Here is an 18741-nt window from a genome sequence, read left to right on the forward strand (position 1 = left end):
ATTATTTGGATTCGGATTTCTGAAAATCACCTGCGTTGACCACCGTCCATTTTTCATAGGGTAAGATGTACTTTTTGATAGCCGCGTTTACATCGGCCACGGTCAGTTCGGCAACTTTTTCTTCCAGTTTTTTGTGGAAGTCCATATCCCTTCCGTAGAAAATATTGTTATTCAATACGCTGGAAAGCTCATTGTCCTTGGCCCTGGACACGCTCTGCGCCTGGATCCAACCGTTTACGGCATCGGTGAGTTCCTCTTCGGTAATGCCGTCTTTGATAAAGCGGTCGATTTCTTCCTTAAGGCCCAACTGTACCTTCCCGTAGTTTTCAGGGGCATAAATCGCATAGATATTTAAACTGGAATTTCGATCGTTCTTACTACCGTCTCCATTGAACCAGGCTCCGGCACCGTAGCTCACCCCATCTTTTTGCCGTAAACGGTCGGCGATACGGGAATTCAAAAAACCTCCGCCCAAGATGGTACCCGCAATATTCATGGCGGCATAATCCTCATCGTATTGGCTCATTTCGATTCCCAGCGTGCCCCAGGTCATCGCATTTTTCTTATCCGGGGTCAGGATATCCTCATTGGCGGCCTTGGTCGGGGTATAGGGGTCGGGAATCACGGCGTACTCGTAGTTACTTTCGAAATCGCCAAACTCCTTTTCGATAAATGCCTTGACCTCCTCGGATTTTACATTTCCGATACCGATTAAAATCGATTTTCCCAAACCATAGTAGTCGTTGTAAAAGTTTTTCACATCCTCGATAGTCACTTTTCTTATGGCTTCTTCCTGTTCTTCGATGGTCATCGTGTAAAATGGATGCCCCTTTGGATGCACGTTATTGATTTCCGAAGCCCGTTGACGTGCCAAAAATTGGGGCTCGTTCTTATAACTTTCAATTTGTGCCAATTGCTCGGTTTTCAATTTTTCCAACTCCGCGGGATCAAAAGCTGGGTTCTTGAGCATGTCGGCCATCAACTCCAAGGTAGGCATCAGATTTTCTTCGGTTGAATTGATGGTCGCATAAATGTTCCCATTGGAACCTCTCAAATTAATGGAGCTTTTTAACTTGCTCAGCTCATCCTCGATCTGCTGTCGCGTTCTGGTTTTGGTGCCTTTGTTCAGCATGTTCGCTGTAAAAGACGGAATCATTCCCTTGTTCATCAGGTCGTCAACGGTCGCGTTGCGACCACTAAAGCTAACGATGACCGTATTGCCTCGGTTGTTTTTTTCAATAAAACCGTATTGTACCCCGTTTTCCAAGGTGCCGCCCTGAAAACGTTCCTGAATAGCGTTGTAGGCTACATCAAAGGCTTCGCCCGTGCCCATGCCCTCCTTACCCTCATAATTGGATACCAAGGAATCCAAATTTTGGACATGCGCAATAGCGACCCGTTCAGGGGTTTTGGTGGGGTTGAATCTGCCAACGGTACGGTTTGTGGGTATCAAATATTTATTCATGGCGGCATTCACTTGGTCCAAGGTCATTTCCTCGACCCGGTCTCTTTGAATAAAGGACAGGCGCCAGTCACCGGCACCGATAAACTCGCTCATGTAGGTACCTAGGAATCCGGAGTTTCGGGTGATTTCATCGATCTGCTTGGCGATATTGGCCTTGGCACGTTCTAATTCTTCCTGGGTAATCGGGTTGTCTTTTAAACTGTCCAAAGTGTTTCGTAGTATCCTCTGTACCTCATCGGCATCCTTATCGGAAGGAACTTCCACATTTATGTAAAGGAAGCCAGGCTCTTTGGTAAAGGGGGAAAAAGACCACAACGAAGAGGCTTTTTGGGTCTCTACCAAAGCCTTGTACAAACGGCCCGAAGGTTCATCGGTCAAAACATTTTCCACGATGGCCATGGCCGCATAGTCGATGTCGGACCCGGCAGGGGTATGATAGAGCGCGGCAACGAGCTGCAAATCGCCCACCCTGCTCACATTCACGAATTTCTCCCCATCCTGTGGGGGTTCCTCGGTATACGAATCCCGAATATGAGTATCGGGCTTTTCAATGTTACCGAACTTCTCTTCGATAAGTTTCAAGGTTTTTTCCTCATCGAACTTTCCGGTCACCATCAACACCGCATTATCAGGGCGGTAGAATTTCTTATAAAAGGCCTTTAGGTTTTCGATAGGTACCCGTTCGATGTCGGAGCGGTTTCCGATGGTCGAGTTACCATAGTTGTGCCATAGGTAGGCTGCGTCGGTTACTTTTTGTAGCAATACCCTGGTCGGGTTGTTTTCACCGCTCTCGAATTCATTGCGCACCACACTGAATTCCGACTCCAAATCTTCTTTGGCGATATAGGAATTGACCATACGGTCGGCTTCCAGGTCCAAGGCCCATTCCAGGTTTTCATCGGTCGCGTTGAAGGTCTCGAAATAATTGGTGCGATCGTACCAGGTGGTACCGTTGGGGCGTGCACCATGGGAACTCAGCTCTTTTGGGATGTCTGGGTGGTTCGGAGTGCCTTTGAAGACCATATGCTCCAAAAGATGGGCCATCCCTTTTTCTCCATATCCCTCATGTCTCGAGCCTACGAGATAGGTAATATTGACGGTAATGGTCTGGGACGAATTATCAGGAAAAAGCAATACTTTCAACCCATTTTCCATCTGGTATTCCGTTATCCCTTCCACCGAAGTCGTCTTGGTCATTTGGGCCATCAACAGGTTACTAAAAACAATGGCCGCCAAGCAGCTGAGCAAAAATTTTATTTTCATTGTACCGTGTTTTTGATGTACCTCAATGATACGAAAATTCTTCGTTAAAGGAAGGTTAAATTTGGAGGCTAGTGTCCTGCAAATACAAGCTTTACCAATCATACGAGGTATTCACCCGTGAATCGTGCCTGATAATTTTTCGGATGCCTTCCTGGAGTAGATCGTCCTAACTATCCGAAACTTTATACTCCTTTACGGCATCGATAAACGCCTTTGCGTTTTCTACGGGGATATTCGGTAATATGCCATGCCCCAGGTTGACCACATATCGGTCCTTTCCGAATTCATGGATCATTTGGGTCACCATTTCTTTGATTTTGGCCGGAGGCGACAATAGTCGCGCGGGATCAAAGTTTCCTTGCAGGGTAATCTTACCTCCGGATAGATAACGGGCGTTTTTGGCCGAGCAGGTCCAATCGACCCCTAAGGCGGCGGCTCCCGATCGGGCCATTTCACCCAAGGCGAACCAACAGCCTTTCCCGAAAACGATGACGGGGGTTTCCTCCTTTAGCGCATCGACAATTTGCTGGATATATTGAAACGAAAACTCCTGATAGTCCACAGGCGATAGCATACCGCCCCATGAATCGAAAACTTGAACTGCATTTACACCGGCATTCACCTTGGCCTTGAGATAGGCAATCGTGGTATCGGTGATTTTTTGTAATAATTCGTGCGCCACCATCGGTTGGGTAAAACAAAGTTCCTTGGCCTTATCAAAGGTTTTGCTGCCTTGTCCTTGAACACAATAACAAAGAATCGTCCAAGGCGAACCGGCGAAACCGATTAAGGGCACTTCATCGTTCAGCTTTTCCTTGGTTTCCTTGATGGCTTGCATCACATAATCCAGAGCGTCGCCTACTTCTGGAACAATTACATGGTCCAGATCTTTTTTGGAACGAATGGGGTTGGGTAAATAAGGTCCAAAATTGGGTTTCATCTGTACTTCGATATTCATGGCTTGTGGAATCACCAAAATATCGGAGAAGAGTATTGCGGCATCCATCCCGAATCGGCGAAGGGGTTGCACGGTGATTTCGGATGCCAGCTCCGGGGTCTGACAGCGGGTAAAGAAATCGTACTTCTCCTTGATTTCCATAAATTCCGGGAGATAGCGGCCGGCTTGGCGCATCATCCAAACAGGTGGACGATTTACGGTTTCTCCTTTCAAGGCTCGAAGAAAAAGGTCGTTTTTTAACATAGTTGTTCGTTCATTTCCGTAAACACGGAATCAATTTTTTAAGGACTATCAAATGATTCATTCACCAAGTCGATGACACTTTCCACGGTAGGTATCCTAGCCACCAATACTTCAGAAAAATGTTTTCGGGCTTCCTTTGCAGTGGTTTCCCCAATACAATAAACCATCCTGTTTGTCCCGTTTTCCAAGAGATAGCTTTCAACGGCTGATGGACTGAAAAATAGGACCCCTTGCACGGTATCCTCCATTTGAACGGGATTATACTTGGTTTTATAGGCTTCTACCTCGTGTACCGTAATATTGTTGTTCGCCAAAATGGTGGGCAGCTCGTCTCTTCGAAGATTTCCGCAAAAATAGGTAACTTCCAATCCTTCCATATATTCGACCAAATATTCCGCTAATTTTTTGGCATTCTTGGCTACATGCGTTACGGTACCGATACGGTTTTCAATCAACCGCTTGGTTTTACGGCCGACACAGTAGATATTGTTGAACCGCAATTCCTCGGGAGCAAAATTTGTTAGTAGCGATTCTACCGCATTTTGACTGGTAATAACCACATTGCGAATTGGCGACTTCACAACCGAGGGAGCAATACGGGATGGACTCACTTTGATGAAATCTTCCGATTTCACTCGAAGTCCGTCTTTAAAACGTTGTAACTGCCCCTCGGTCAATTTTTTAGTCGAAAAAAGCTGGGCGGAGGTATCGGTACCATGCATTTCGTTCATCAACCGTTTTCCACCACGGTTAAGGATGTATTCTGCACAAAGCCGTCCTAAATCTTCGTGTTGGCCCAAGGGTGCCTTGAACTCGACCTCCAGTTTTTTAGATCCGTCGATGCTGAGCAATATGCCCTTTAATGTCACCTGTTCCTCCTCGTTGATTTTGGCCAAGGCCCCAATAGGTGCGGTACAGCCGCCTTCCAATATCCGCAAGAACTCCCGTTCCAGGCCTACACAGATTTCGGTCGGTTCATGGTTCAGTTGGGCACAGGCTTCTTGTACAAATTCATCGTTTTCCATGGCTACGACCATGATCGCACCTTGGGCCGGTGCGGGAAGCATCCAAGTGAGGCCTATCGTATTTTCCGGTTCCAGACCAATGCGTTCGAGTCCTGCTGCCGCAAAAATGGCTCCGTTCCAGTCGTTATTTCCCAACTTTTGGTACCGGCTGTTCACATTGCCCCGAAGGTCGACCACCGTATGGGTCGGATAGCGGTTGAGCCACTGTGCTTTTCGACGCAGGCTGCCTGTGGCTATTACCGCCTCCCGTTGTGCCAAAAACTCTTGGTTATGCTTGAAGGCCAGGATATCCAGATAGTTGGCACGCTCAAGAACCGCCGCTTGCACAATACCTTTAGGAAGGGCCGTAGGTACATCCTTCATACTATGAACGGCGATATCGATATTGCCATTGAGCATGGCAACATCCAAAGTCTTGGTAAAAATTCCGGTAATACCCAGTTCGTAAAGGGGTTTGTCAAGAACCAGATCGCCAGTAGATTTTACGGGTACCAATTCTGTTCGATGTCCCAGGGTTTCCAACCGGGTTTTTACGGTATTTGCCTGCCATAATGCCAATTCACTATCGCGGGTACCGATTCGGATTACCTTGGTCATACGTGGGAATCGATTTCGAGTTGAAAAACTTTTTGGATGAGTTCCAAACTGGTATCCGCGTCGATATCCCCGTCTTTGAGATGGTTGGCGAACTGTTTGGTGATCTTTTGGATGATGCGGTTCGATACCACCTCTGCCTGTTCCGCATCAAAATCGGACAACTTTTTGGACTGGTAGTCCAATTCTTCGTCCTTCATGGTCTTTAATTTCTTTTTGAGCGCTTTGATTACCGGTGCAAATTTCCGGGTTTCGAGCCATTGGATAAAATCCGATTTTACCGCTTCGATGATGATTTCGGCCTTTGGGATGAATTGCTTTCTGCGTTCCAAGGTCTCATCGGTCATTTGGGAAAGATGGTCAAGATGAATAAGGGTAACATTTTCCAATTCTGCCACATCGTCGGCGACATTTTTCGGTATTGAAAGATCTAAGACCAACAAAGGTTTTTTGGAATAAATGAGTTCTTTCGAAATCGTAGGGGCCTGGGCTCCCGTGGCAACGATCAAAATATCGGTCGTGCGGATTTCGGTCTGCAGGTCCCCATAATTCTTGACTACCAAGTTGAATTTTCCAGCAATTTTCTCCGCCTTGTCCTTGGTGCGGTTGATAAGGGTGATGTGATTGTTCTTGGTATGTTTTATAAGATTTTCACAGGTATTTCTTCCTATTTTTCCGGTTCCAAAAAGGAGAATATTTTTTTCGGAAACCTCCGGTACGTTTTTAAGGATGTATTGAACCGAAGCAAAGGCGACCGATGTGGCACCGGACGAAAGCTCTGTTTCATTTTTGATGCGTTTGCTGGCTTGGATTACCGAATTGGTCAGGCGTTCGATGAAAGGGTTGGCTATTTGGTGCTTTTTGGAGCGGATAAAACTCTGTTTCAGCTGGCTGATGATTTCAAAATCGCCCAAAATCTGACTGTCTAGTCCTGTACCCACTCGAAAGAGATGGCTGATTGCATCGTTGTTCTTGTAAACGTAGGCGACCTCCTGAAATTCTTCGACGCTACCCCGGGTGTTGTCGCATAGCAGTTTGATCAATTGAAAGGGATGTTGCGCAAACCCGTGCAACTCGGTACGGTTGCAGGTAGAGGTGACCAAGAGTCCGTCGATACCCTGTTCCTTCGCCTGCCGTAACAACACATCCATCTTGTCAGCTCCAAGGCTGAACTTTCCACGAACTTCGGCATCGGCCTTTTTATAACTCAGCCCGATGGTGTAGAACGAGTGATGTCTTGAAATATGGTAATCCTTCATGTGTACCTGACAAACGTTGGCAAAAATACGTTTGCCGTTCGCAAAAAAATAACGCTAGCGGAACTTTTAATGCCGTTTCGGGTTTTTTAAGCCCATTTTTGATGAGAAACGCTAAAAATCTGCTATTTTTAAGGCGTTCTGAAGCTTAATCCTTGATTTTATTTAGAATGTTTCTAAATAGATAAGATGGTAAATGGAAGTACTATGGAAGAAAAAAATGTCGCTATCGGTTCTTTTCAGGAAGTCTTGATAGAGGATGGTTTTTTTGTATTCAAAATTCAAAACGACTCCCCGCAAACACAGAAAGTTAGCCGTGCCATCGACAGTACCTTCATCCAGTTTCATTTCTGTTTGAAGGGTGACGCCAAATTCGTTTTCAATGAAGGTCGTTATGCGCTGGAGGTGAAGGAGGAAAATTCGCTGTTGCTTTACAATACCCAAATGGACCTTCCTTTGAACCTGGAGTTACAGCCTAACTCTTGGCTGGTTTCCGTGGTGATGACCATTCGTAAGTTTCACTCGCTCTTTTCCAGAGAGGCCGATTACATACCGTTTTTAAGTGCCGGCAACAAGGATAAAAAATACTATACCCAAGAAGCATTTAATCCGGCCATTGCCGTTATCCTGAGCCAGATAATGAACTACAACTTGCATCCCTCCATCAAGTCGCTCTACATTAAGGGAAAGGTATATGAATTGATCGCCCTATATTTCAATAAAACCGATGACCTCGACGTGGAGCAGTGCCCGTTTTTGGTCGATGAGGACAATGTACATCGCATCCGAAAGGCAAAGGAAATCATCGTCGCCAGAATGGCCGAACCTCCTACCTTGGTCGAACTATCGGAAGAGATTGGGCTATCCCTCAAAAAACTAAAGGAAGGCTTTAAACACATTTATGGCGAACCCGTTTTTAGTTTTCTCTTTGACTACAAAATGGAGTATGCACGCCGTATGTTGGAGGCGGGCCAACACAATGTGAACGAAGTAGGCCTCAAGGTGGGGTATAGTACTGCCAGCCATTTTATCGCCGCCTTTAAGAAAAAGTATGGGACCACTCCGAAAAAGTATTTGATGACACGCTCCAACGGCTAGTTTTTAGCGGCGGGTCATACGAAAATCAAAGGTTTTACGGTTATCTATATAACCTAGTAGACGAGAACTACCGTAAAACAAGTCCAATGCTATTCCCAAAAAAAACCGTTCCTGTAGTTTTGTTTACCCTTTTTGTCTTGGCGTGTTCCGAAGACACCGGGGAGTTTTTGGAAGAAGCCCCTTCCCAAGATGAAATCGAAGAGGAAGATGGGGAGGATGATATGGGAGACGGTACGGAAACCGATAGTATTTTGATATTCTCCAAGACCGAAGGATTTCGACACGGGTCTATCGACAAGGCCTATAGCACCCTGGAAAATTTGGGAAAAGACCATGATTTTATGTTGGAACGAACAGAAAACGCCGCAGATTTTAATGACGAAAACCTTAAAAAGTACGCCGTGATAGTGTTTTTGAGTACTACCGGCAATGTGCTCAACGAAGAACAGCAAACTACCTTTGAAAACTACATACGGAACGGCGGAAACTTTATGGGCATTCATTCGGCCACCGATACGGAATACGATTGGCCCTGGTATGGCCAACTGGTCGGGGCCTATTTCAATGGTCATCCCAGTATTCAAGACGCGCGTATCGAGGTATTGACAGACAATCATCCTGCTACGGCACATTTAAAAGACACGTGGGATAGGAGGGACGAGTGGTACAATTTCAGGGATATCGATCCGAGTCTTAACGTACTTTTGAACTTGGATGAAGACAGTTATGACGGGGGCACGAACGGAGATAACCACCCCATCGCCTGGTATCATGAGTTCGATGGAGGACGCTCTTTCTACACGGCCGGTGGTCATACAGAGGCCTCCTACGATGAACCGGACTTTCAACTGCACTTGCTGGGAGGCATCAACTATTGTTTGGGTAGGTAACAATACCGATTTTACAATACTAAGGGCCTTAAGGTCATAAGGGTCTCGCAACCATAATTCCGGTATTCTTTTTAATACCTTTCAAATAGTCGGCCAACGGACGTTTGGATACCTCGACCTGCATCGACCCGGTAGAAGCATGCAACAAATGGATACGCCCATCCTTTTCGCGGGTAGCGATGCCGGTGTGGGTGATGTCGAGTCCGTCGACAGCGGTCGTCAAAGCAATAATATCCCCTGATCGGATCAAATGCTCGTTGGCTTCGATTTGGTCTTGGGGTAGTATACAAAGGGCCTGGTTATTTAGATACTCTTCGGAGACTTGTATTTTTTTGAAGTTCTCCTCGTCCTCTTTTAAAAAGGGGTACAACTCCCGATGGGTACTCATAAAGTTGATTTCTTTGGTGATTTCGGTACCCCCAATTTCCGAGGTAACATCCTTCAGTACGCCTTTGGCCTCGTTGTTGGCGATCCATTCCGAAAAATAGTGCAGACGTGAAGCATAGCCATCCAGGTTGCCATCCTTGTAGCGAATACGTTCCAAGGTCTCGGTAAAGGTATCAAAGTCGGACTTCCCCTCCCTCAACAACAAACTAAAGGCAAGTACGTTTTCAACATAGGTGGTACAATCCAACCCATGAAGGTTAATGACCAAGGATTCCGTTTCGCCCACTTCCAATGTTTTGGCAACATAGGGGGTTTCCAAGAAGGTCTTCCCGACGGCCACAATCGTTTTTCCAAAATTATCTTCCAGCAGTCCGTCGATTTCGATGGTCTTGTCCTCAAAAGCTTGCCTATCCTTTAATGAGCAGACGATGTCTTGGGCAAATCCTATCTGAAAGCAGGTTACTAATAAGATCAGTGTCTGATAGTGCCTCATAATACTTTTTATTTAAGCTCAAAAATAGCGATTTCAATCGTTCCTAGCATCCCATAAAAAGCACTTATCCGGGTATAACGAGTGAAAAATGGGGATGATGGCGTAACAAATCCGAAGTTTCTTCTACTCATAAAACGAACAGTTCGGCGATCCTGCTTTTACACCTCGGTTTTTTTGCCGAAATTGGAACACTATTTACGAACCCCCGGGTTCTATTTCACTCGATAATCGAGAATTATTTGCTTCAGCATGTGCGCCGGAATAACGTGTTAAATTTTCTTTTAATGTTTTCTGTGCATGCCTAGAGGTTATTTATTAATCCATAAAAACGAAAAACCATACTATGGCCGATGATTTTGATTTATTAGAAACCGATTCCAACTCCAAGCAAGAACAAGTTGATGTCAATTGGGGAAAGACGGTCGACCAAATGAAGTCTAAACTTGCCCAGGAAGACGACCCCGAGATACGACAGAAAATATTGAACGCGACCCTAGACGATGTGGTAGGGATGGCCGAAAAAGACCGTGCTACCCTATTGGATGCCATAAAAGACCTAACGGACTATCAGGATGAGGTCGGGATTATCTTTGAAAAGTTTTCCACCTTGAACGCTGCAGAGCAAAAGGTGATAGATGATGCACAGAACGCATTGGACCGGGCCAAACAGGAATTGGAAGAAGCCGAAAAGGTCAAGGATAACTGGTGGAACAACCTTTGGGGACGTAAATCAAAGATAAAGAAACGACAAGCGGAACTGGATGCCGCCCAAAAGGTACGGGACGGGGCCGATTTGAAAGCCAAGGCGATGTTTCAGGAACGAATTGAGTCGGCCGATATACAGACCTTGTTGAACGAACTTTCCTATAAAAGTCAGGCAGCAGTGGGCCGCCTAAAAAATCGGGAAGTCGAAATTAAAGAGGTCGAGGACAAACTGCAGGTCGCTATCGTAGAGGCCAGTAAAAATCATACAAAAGCACTCGAACGAAAAAAGGAAACCGAAGAGAAGCTGGAAGAGCAATATGCGCTTCTCAAACAGGCGAGGCAAACACTGGAGGAAATTTCCGATAAGCAGTCCTCCGAGTATTCCGAGGCAATCGGTAAAGTAACCCAAATCGAACAGAAGGTCGAGGAGTTGGAGGGCCTCAAAAACGCCTATACCACCTTGGCGGCCAGTAAGGACAGTTTTGTACATAAACACAACCTTACCATTAAGGTACTGACCTCCTTGCGAAGCAATCTGCAATCGCACCGGGCGAAACTAAAAAGTGATACCGATGAGCGGTTGAAATATTATGATGGTTATGTTGTGGCCTTGAAGGCAAGGACCGATCAGGAATTTGCCGCTATCCTGGAGCACTTGGGTGTGAAGACCGATGAACATATCGGCCAGACCTTGGCCGCGATGCATACGGCCAGTGCCAAGGCGAGACAGGAGATGATGGACAATATTCCGGTGCACGAAAAAGTAATGCAGGGGGTGTACTCGAGCTATGCCGAATCGCTGCAGGAAATACGGGTCAAGGATGCCGAAATACAAAAGAACTTCGCCGATCGCTACGGTATCGATATGAAGGAAATCTTCGAGGAATACTATGCGACCGATGGCAATGCACCGGCCGATGGTGGCGGTGACGATACCCCTATGCCCCCGAAACCCTCGGTCGAAGACGACTTACTGAGTTAGGGCAGTAGCGTTTTCTATGATGGTGGTCACCGGGATATGTGTACGCTCTTGTCTATGTACCTATTGTTGGGTGGGAAGGGTATCTACGGAAACCCGTGTGTGATGACCCCCATCGGTTTTGGGCACCATTTCTATTCGTGTAATGATACGAACAAACCAAAAAACGACTTAAAAGTCAATTCCAATGTCGATTAACCAAATAGTCACTCCTTTGGATAGTGCTGTTCTTGAGACCAAAGAACAGTATAAGGTGTATTTTAAAATTGTGACGCACGCTTTTGAGGAATTGGTGAAAAGTATCGCCGACAAACGCTTGTGCAGCGAGATCGAGGCCAATTTCGTAAAACAATACTGCGAACTGATTACCTATTCTTTGGAGGCTTTTCGCATCAAGTACCTCTATGACGACGAGGAAAAAATGCGGATCGACTTGACCGAATCTGGTTTCCCGAACTATCTGGAATTTCGCTACTTGTACAACGATTTGGAATTGAGGCAACAGCACATTGGTAAGTTGCCGAAGGTAGAGGAACTAAAGCAGGAGTTCTTGGATACCCTGCTCAAAAACAAACGACCCATTCCGGAGCGTCGGTTACAGCAGGCAGCATCGATTATCTATTATTCGTCGGTGGAGCGACAGTATATTTTCAAACGTTTTGTACAGGGTAAGATCGTGGAGCTGGGCAATAACGCGGAAGCTCCTTATTTAATTAGTTGGGCGTTCTACGACGTTACCCATAACCGGCCCTTCATCTGCTTCATGTATTTTGATCTGTACAAAGAAAAGCTGGAGGCCTATCGCCAACGGATTTATCAAGTATTGGAACAGACCGCCGACCGCAATATGGACCTCGATATGATGGCTTATGCCATTGACAAAAGATTACCCAAACTCTTGCCGAAAAAAATCCGCAAGATCGATTTGGGACCGTTGCACAATGTATTTGCCAAAGATGAGCTAATTGTTACCCACACCGTTTTGGAGGCGATAATCAAGAAAACACTCGACCTCTCCGCTTTCGCGGTTTCGTTGCGTATGGATGAAACAGTTTCCACAGGGGATTTTGCCGAGGGGAATTTTTTTAGCAAACAATACCTGCAAGTCTGGGCACCTACCAAAGTCAGTACCTATTTATTGGCCCCGCATCGGGTCATTCAGGTTTTCTATGATAACATACCCGAGGCCTTACATGAATTAACACAGGAACCGATTGAAATTTCGGCCTTAAAATTACAAAATGGAGCATAACAGTACTTTTCCAATAAAGCTAAACGAATTGGAAGCCCTTCGCAACGAGGCTACCTCTTATCTGAAGGGGGTGCAGTGGGAACAGGGAGGAAAGGCAAAAAGCCGTGACAAAGACCAGAAAGACAGTTCTATTCTATTGTATCTCTCCAAGGCGAATGGCACTGCGGCCAATGAAGTCATCTCGGTCTCCAAGACCATCCTTTCCCTAAAAAAAAGGCTGTTACCCGATTCCGTTGCCATTCCGGTACACTTAAACCAAGCGCTTTATTCCCTGCAAGAGGGTCTCACGATGGGTATTTGGCTAAAAGACAGTTATTACGACGCTTCAGGGCTTTCTTCCCTGAACGAACGAAAGAGCACCTTGGACAACTCGCAACGTCGGGAATATGATTCCAAGCTACAAACTGCCACTGCTTTTATGCTCTATGGCATCGCATACCGCATTTTGTACGATTTGAAACCCATGGTCTCCGACGACCTAAGCGTCATGAAGAACAAATTTGCCGGTATTCCCGAGGTTTCCCTGATGTCGCCACTCAAGGGTGTTTCGTGTATGCTATTCTATTTCGATAAGTACTTGGGCCATCCCGAAATTATTACCTCCGATGAAGAGGTACTGCATTTTACGGTGGTGTATTTCGAAGCGCTAATTGCTGAGATACAGATGCGCATCAACAGCCTGGAATATACCGAAACCATCACCGATCGTACCTACAAGCTTGAAAAAAGTGAATTTGCCGTTTCAGGCTGGGAGAATGTTTTGGAAGGAACCGCCAAAAGTGTTGAGTTCAATAAAATTCAATTTGAGGAAATTGTGGGCAATCGGGATGCCAAACATTTCGCACGCAGATTAACGGAGCGTATGCTGAGCTACGATTTTGTAGCCAAGAAGAATCCCTTTCAGGAATTAGGTGGTTTTATGCCTGTATTTATGGGCTATGGCATTCCTGGAACAGGTAAAAGTATGCTAATCGCGGCCATTGCGACCCGACTCAAGGAGCATTGTGATGAATTGGAGATTCCATTTCTGTTCCATCCCATGCCAGATACCTTGATATCGACCTTTCAAGGAGGTTCGGCCGAGAAAATGGTACAATGGATGAAGCCCTTACAAGACCCGAGTAGGCTCATTTTTGCGCCGATAGACGATGCGGAGAACAATTTACAGGAACGTACCGCACAAGGAGTATCCGCCGGGGTTAAGGAAGTAATCGGGGTATTTTTGCGTTATACCGAAGGGGCCTATGCCATAAATTATGGCAACAGCTCTATCGGACTTTTTACCAACCTGCCCGAAATGTTGGACAAGGCGGTCATATCCCGTGTGCAAGGACGTTTCAAAATCGATGGCGCCCGGACCATTCCCGATTTTGTCGACCAGGACTACCTCTGGTGGCGTAAGCTGAACGACAGCATGCCAAACTTCGTTAACATGAAAAACCCGGAGAAATACGAGTTCCTGAGTGAGCAGGGTCTTGCCAAAAACTTAGGGGAAATTCTCGACCAATCCGATAAGCCGACCGAAGAAAAGGTCTTGGAGATTTACGAACAGACCGAGGCGAAGTACAAAACGGACACGCATTTATTTTTTGCAGAACTCTACAAAAACATTCAAAAGGCCTTCCCTTTCTTTTCTTCAAGGGACATTCGAAACATTCAGAGTGCCATTTCATTACGGCTCACCGATTTCGATTTGCCGGAAGCGTGGTTCACCGATGCCTCGTTGTACTTTAAGAAAGACTACGATACCAAGTTTGCCATGTTGCAAGAACTGATGAAGCAGAATATGAAAGGGCTCGATTTTTCGGATATCCGAAGGCAAGAAGTAGTAAGGTATCTCGATAATGTGGCCACCATTGCGGACACCGACTTTAAACGGAAGGTCGAGAGTCGGGTGCACGACATGAACGTAAACCTGGAAGCTAACCGCATTTTTGAAAACGGGGGAAGATAAATTATGGACAAACTGAAGGAAGCAGGATTGATCGATGGGGCCTTGGTGGCGCTTTCCGGCTCCTTGGTGGTACGCTACAATGAATGTTTGGCCCTGTTGGGTGTGAAACCCACAAAACTAAAACAGTTTTCCATCGATGGCATGGGTTGGAGCAAGGAGGTCGCTGTCGAGAAGAAAAACAATTGGTATTTGAATACAGGCGAGGCGAACGTCAACGCCATCGTATTATCACCAGACCAAAACGGAAAGCCGGTGCACATGCCTTCGCACAGTTTCGACCGGGACGTGATGACCGCTGTATTCGCTGCCTATGGTAGGGAAATCAAGGATATCACCAAAGACGCTGCGCTGATCGTGCATTTAGATCAGAGTATCGATACCTTTTTCGATCCCTTTGACCTCTTGCGCTACGATACTATTACGGTGCGCTTTACGCTACTGAACAAACTGCATGAGAAGCAACAGGAACAACGTGCCCTAATCCAATGGTTCAATCGTAAAAACAACTTTATCGATCGGGAGGTGCACAAGAAGTTATTGGAATCCGCCAAAAAATATGGGGACCTTCGAAAGCGAAAATTGGACTTGGATCCCATTACCTTGCCGGTCAACTCTTTTTACACCCGAGCCTTTGGAGGGGTTTTTGTGCTAAAGGATTTTATAGAGACTATCTTGGTATTTGAGGATGGGAAGTGGTTCAAAAAGGCCACCAATGATACCGCGCACGAAGTACTGCTGTTTCATGTAAGCCATGATGAATTGATAGAGACCTTAGTGCGTCATTTAGTATTGGAAAGCAACTTGAAAAGTTCGGTTCGTAGCTCGCGCTATGAGCGTATTAAAAAGCATTTGTTTTCCGAAGAGCTGACCAAAAAAGAGCATTCCATCAAAGAAATATTGGAGAACAAGTTATTGTTCAAAAAATATTTGGACCAAATGCCCTTGGAGGTCAAGAAAAAGATATCGGGTACGGAGATCTATTTCCAACGCCTCATCGTAGACCGGTCGTTGAAGCTTGAAGAGTTTGTCGATACTGCCTATCGAAAAGCGTTGCATCGACCGCATTCCTCTTTGTTGGAAGAGCAGAAAGAGCTGATATGGAAGCTTTTGGCAAAGATCATGCCCAAAGATCCCCTACATTTATATTGGTATGACAAAGAGGCTTTTTACAAAGCCTATGAAACCTGGGACCCTACCTATCAGGAGTGGGTCATCGAGGATATTTTAAGGAACAATAACAATCAACCATCATGACATTAGAAATCATCGTATTTGTACTAGCCATCCTTTTTGGGATTGTATGGTATTGGAGGGAGTCAAAAAATAATAAGCTATACCGACTGGCCAATAAAATTACCCACTCCAAGGAGTTGCAAATGAAGCCCGACAATAAAAAAGGGTTTGTACATCAACAGAATTTCCTGTTACGTTTGGTATGGATAACGTTTCTTTTCGTGATGGCTTCGGCCATCATCACCTTTCTCATTCCAATTAATTTATTTTTTATACAGCTCTTCGCTTCGGCTATCGTTGGCACATTGATCGGAACGTATATCGCGTCCGGGTTTATATTGGCCCAGGACAGAACGAGTAAGGAAAATCTGGAGAAAGTGTTTGACAAAGGTAAAGAGCTTTTAGAGGATTTGACGGACGGTAATGAAACGGAAGCGGCAGAACAAAAGTTGGAGGAAACCCCTGAACCGGAAAAATTGGAATCAAATCCGGAACCCGAACAACCCAAATCGGCAAGAGATCGTTTAAGGGACAAGGGAATGATAAAATAGTAGACAGTAATGAATACGAAGTAATCGGTAGTTGGTATCTGATACTTTATACGCTGTACTAACTACTAAATACTAAAAGAAACATGATCAAAACATACTGGCAAAAGGGAAAAAAGCAAAAACGCATCCTCGTAGTAATAGGGATCATCGTGTTGGGACTATTATTTTTCCTTAGGGATGATTACCAACCAGCCTTGCTTTTTCTTCGGAAATATATTTTCATTATCCTCCTTTCAGCAGGATTCCTTTGGTTCACACTCTTCAAGTTTCGAGGTGCCGCAAGCGCTGGTAAACGGATACTGATCTTAGTCGGAATCGTGGCTTTCTTCACCACCCTTTGGTTTTTTGGATGGAAACTGAGCTTGTACCAATACATGCAGACGTATAACGTGTACAAAAATTTAGATTTGGTAGAACTTCAGGAATTACCACTCACCCAAAATGAACGGATACAGCCTTTCAATAACATCGTGACCATGGCCTATGAATCCATTGGGGAAACTCAGGAAGTATCGCTGCCTCAGTTGGTTCGACTGGATGGTAGTAATCAATGGACGATGGCCGTACAGCCTGCCAAGGAATATACCTGGCAACGTATCAATGACAATACCGAGGAAGTGTTCACCGTGGAGAGTACCTCCCCGTTCCCGCGATTTTCGAACGAAAATCGCATTCCGGTTACTTTTTCGATCGGGGAGTCATTGGCATTCAGTCGCAATACCTATAATGCCGTGGTACAGCGTTTCAATCTCTTTCAATTGTTTACGCTGGAGCCCAGCGATGTATTCTATATGAAGAACGATCAGGACCAATGGGTACAGGTCGTGAATCTCATTAAATGGAAGGGATTTTTCTTCCCGTATCCGACCTATGGGGGCGTAATGGTCATCGAGGCTGGCGAGCACGATTTTAACGATTATCTGGAAAGGGTCACCATTGGTAAGGGTACCTATATTCAACAATCCGAAATCAAAAATTATCCGTACTTGAAGGGGCAAAATACGTTGGCGGAAAAAATTTCCAGAATCCAGGCCCAATCATTGCAGTTTTTGGGAGGGTTTACCGACCCCCTTCCCTGGAACATGAAAACAGCGGTTAAAATACCCGAACTACCCGAAGACCAAAATCAGCAACCCTATGTCACCGACTTCAACTTCGAGGGAATGAAAGTGGATGCTTTCGACGGACTCTACCACTGGTTCGGTCTGGAACCTATTGGGGACGAGCGAACAAGTCTTGCCTTTAGCGTACTGATACCAGCCGATGGCACCGACAAACTCTATTATTACAATCATTCCGCAAAAAAGGAGGGCTTTGCAGGGGTGTCGGCCATGCCGCTAAAGGTAATCGAATCACGGAAAGAATACGATTGGTCTGCCAACAAACCCGTGGAGTTTCGCCCCTTCATAAAAAAGATTGCCGGTAGAAAAAGATTGTTCGTGCTCGGTACGGTTGCTGCGGTTCGCGATAGTAGTAAACAGTTCGATGGGGCCGCTACCCCGGATTTGGCACTAGTGGATGCCGAATATCGCGATGTTATCTGGATCGATGCCAAGCACCCCTCGCAGTGGACCAGTACCATTTTACATCAGTTGGGTGAAACTTGGAAGGCATCGGAACGCCTGACGGATGCGGATCTTTATCCCGACAAATCCGATAGCGATATGAACCCGTTGCAAGAGCTGGACAGTGTTCAAGGCGATACCATTAACACGACCCAGTCGGAAGTGGTTCTTGATAGTTTGGGAGCCAACTAAGTATTTCATCAAAGGAAGAAAGCGTATTTGGAATAGCTTGTGTCATCGTTGTAAAGGGCCATTTATTCTAGAATAATATCGTATTTTTTTAAGAGGCCCAACACACCGTTTTTGGAAAATTGGGCTTTTTTTAACCGGTTTTGTTCGGGATCGATCGTAAAATGTATGGCGGTCCTAAAATCGGCTTGCTCCAGATTGGTTTGTAAAAAAACGGCCCCCTCCAAATTGCAGGTATCAAAGGTGGCCGACTCGAGATCCGCCCCGGTAAAATCAGTCTGTATCAATCTACAATCACTGAATTTTTGATTTTTGAGTGCCAGTCTGTGAAAAGAAGAATGGTTCAAGATGCAATCGTGAAAAGTGAAGTCCATAAAAATAGTATTGCATTCCTCGAACTGTAGCCCCAGCAACTTACAGTGTGAAAAGGTGACCTCCTTAAAGATCGTATGGGCCAGGTTCGCATTGCTCAAATTGCAATCGATGAACTCACACTCCATGAAGTTCTGATTGTCCACATAACCGTTGGAAAAATCACAGCCCTCGAACACACAGTTTTCATACTCCGCCTTGGGAAGCCTATTTTCGGTGTAGTCGATTCCCTTGAAGGTTTGGTCGGTGATGAATTCCAAGTTCATGGT

14 protein-coding genes are annotated in these 18741 nt (G+C 45.6%); 8 read left to right on the plus strand and 6 right to left on the minus strand.

The genetic code is table 11. The features are described 5' to 3' along the window. Position 1 precedes the first annotated feature (1 nt). The 4 genes from FK220_RS14335 to hemA all read right to left on the minus strand — a co-directional run bounded on the left by FK220_RS14335 (position 2) and on the right by hemA (position 6807). A complete protein-coding gene (locus FK220_RS14335; RefSeq protein ID WP_166204929.1) occupies positions 2–2728 on the minus strand; it encodes a M16 family metallopeptidase in 2727 nt (908 codons plus the stop codon). A 166-nt stretch (positions 2729–2894) separates the two neighbouring features. Continuing rightward, positions 2895–3929: a uroporphyrinogen decarboxylase gene (hemE, locus tag FK220_RS14340; protein WP_152575029.1), complete on the minus strand. Its 1035-nt coding sequence runs from the start codon at positions 3927–3929 to the stop codon at positions 2895–2897. Positions 3930–3967: 38 nt separating this feature from the next. Continuing rightward, entirely contained in the window at positions 3968–5551 is a 1584-nt protein-coding gene (hemC, locus tag FK220_RS14345) for a hydroxymethylbilane synthase (protein ID WP_152575030.1), read from the minus strand. Next, the gene (hemA, locus tag FK220_RS14350) at positions 5548–6807 is read right to left on the minus strand and encodes a glutamyl-tRNA reductase (RefSeq protein ID WP_152575031.1); all 1260 of its coding nucleotides are present in this window, start codon (positions 6805–6807) and stop codon (positions 5548–5550) included. The genes hemC and hemA overlap by 4 nt, the downstream gene beginning before the upstream one ends. Before the next feature lie 204 nt (positions 6808–7011). Here hemA and FK220_RS14355 point away from each other — a divergent pair, with 204 nt between their 5' ends. Then, complete coding sequence (locus FK220_RS14355; RefSeq protein ID WP_152575032.1) at positions 7012–7902, plus strand: AraC family transcriptional regulator; 891 nt, start codon at positions 7012–7014, stop codon at positions 7900–7902. Positions 7903–7988: 86 nt separating this feature from the next. Then, positions 7989–8792, plus strand: a complete 804-nt coding sequence (locus tag FK220_RS14360; protein ID WP_238719033.1) for a ThuA domain-containing protein — start codon at positions 7989–7991, stop codon at positions 8790–8792. A 34-nt stretch (positions 8793–8826) separates the two neighbouring features. Here FK220_RS14360 and FK220_RS14365 read toward each other — a convergent pair whose 3' ends face one another. Beyond that, complete coding sequence (locus tag FK220_RS14365; protein WP_152575033.1) at positions 8827–9672, minus strand: N-acetylmuramoyl-L-alanine amidase-like domain-containing protein; 846 nt, start codon at positions 9670–9672, stop codon at positions 8827–8829. A 343-nt stretch (positions 9673–10015) separates the two neighbouring features. On the opposite strand from FK220_RS14365, the gene FK220_RS14370 reads away from it, so the two are divergent. The 6 genes from FK220_RS14370 (at position 10016) to FK220_RS14395 (ending at position 18103) form a co-directional block, all read left to right on the plus strand. Next, positions 10016–11359 (plus strand): microtubule-binding protein, encoded by a 1344-nt coding sequence (locus FK220_RS14370; protein WP_152575034.1) that lies wholly within the window; start codon positions 10016–10018, stop codon positions 11357–11359. A gap of 184 nt (positions 11360–11543) precedes the next feature. Continuing rightward, positions 11544–12608 (plus strand): hypothetical protein, encoded by a 1065-nt coding sequence (locus tag FK220_RS14375; RefSeq protein WP_152575035.1) that lies wholly within the window; start codon positions 11544–11546, stop codon positions 12606–12608. Next, a complete protein-coding gene (locus tag FK220_RS14380; RefSeq protein WP_152575036.1) occupies positions 12598–14562 on the plus strand; it encodes an AAA family ATPase in 1965 nt (654 codons plus the stop codon). The genes FK220_RS14375 and FK220_RS14380 overlap by 11 nt, the downstream gene beginning before the upstream one ends. A 3-nt stretch (positions 14563–14565) precedes the next feature. Next, a complete protein-coding gene (locus tag FK220_RS14385; protein WP_152575037.1) occupies positions 14566–15816 on the plus strand; it encodes a DUF6638 family protein in 1251 nt (416 codons plus the stop codon). Continuing rightward, positions 15813–16346, plus strand: a complete 534-nt coding sequence (locus FK220_RS14390) for a hypothetical protein (protein ID WP_152575038.1) — start codon at positions 15813–15815, stop codon at positions 16344–16346. Before FK220_RS14385 ends, FK220_RS14390 begins: the two co-directional genes overlap by 4 nt. Positions 16347–16429: 83 nt before the next feature. Next, positions 16430–18103: a hypothetical protein gene (locus FK220_RS14395; protein WP_152575039.1), complete on the plus strand. Its 1674-nt coding sequence runs from the start codon at positions 16430–16432 to the stop codon at positions 18101–18103. Positions 18104–18165: 62 nt separating this feature from the next. Here the strand turns inward: FK220_RS14395 and FK220_RS14400 are convergent, their stop codons facing one another. After that, complete coding sequence (locus FK220_RS14400) at positions 18166–18738, minus strand: pentapeptide repeat-containing protein (protein ID WP_152575040.1); 573 nt, start codon at positions 18736–18738, stop codon at positions 18166–18168. Positions 18739–18741: the final 3 nt, after the last annotated feature.

The sequence above is a fragment of the Pelagihabitans pacificus genome, from assembly GCF_009371985.2.
In the GTDB taxonomy this organism is placed as follows: domain Bacteria; phylum Bacteroidota; class Bacteroidia; order Flavobacteriales; family Flavobacteriaceae; genus Pelagihabitans; species Pelagihabitans pacificus.